1 pseudogene is annotated in these 236 nt (G+C 61.0%); it reads right to left on the bottom strand.

The features are described from left to right. Positions 1-212: pseudogene (locus AC0IYH_RS33985) on the bottom strand (EscJ/YscJ/HrcJ family type III secretion inner membrane ring protein); the annotation flags it as partial. Between the last annotated feature and the right edge of the window lie 24 nt (positions 213-236).

Genomic DNA, 236 nt, shown 5'->3' with positions numbered 1-236 from the left:
AAGCGCGCCCGCTCCTCCGTGGGGGAGGACACGAAACCTTCCTTCTTGAAGACAGTGCCGAGCGAGGCAAATTCCTCGCGCGGATACCCCTGAGTGTGCAAAATTTTGACGGCTTGCGCGAAGTCGCCCTGCGCAGTCGAAAGCGTCCAGCCCTTTTCGGCAACCTCCGTCTTGGAAGCGTCGATGCCAGCCGTTTGCAGCACGGCGATCATCTCGTTGGCCTGCGACTCGCTGAG

This window comes from Pseudomonas sp. AC463, from assembly GCF_979253585.1.
Note: the sequence above shows the minus strand (reverse complement) of the source record. Positions and strands in the feature narration are given on the sequence as shown.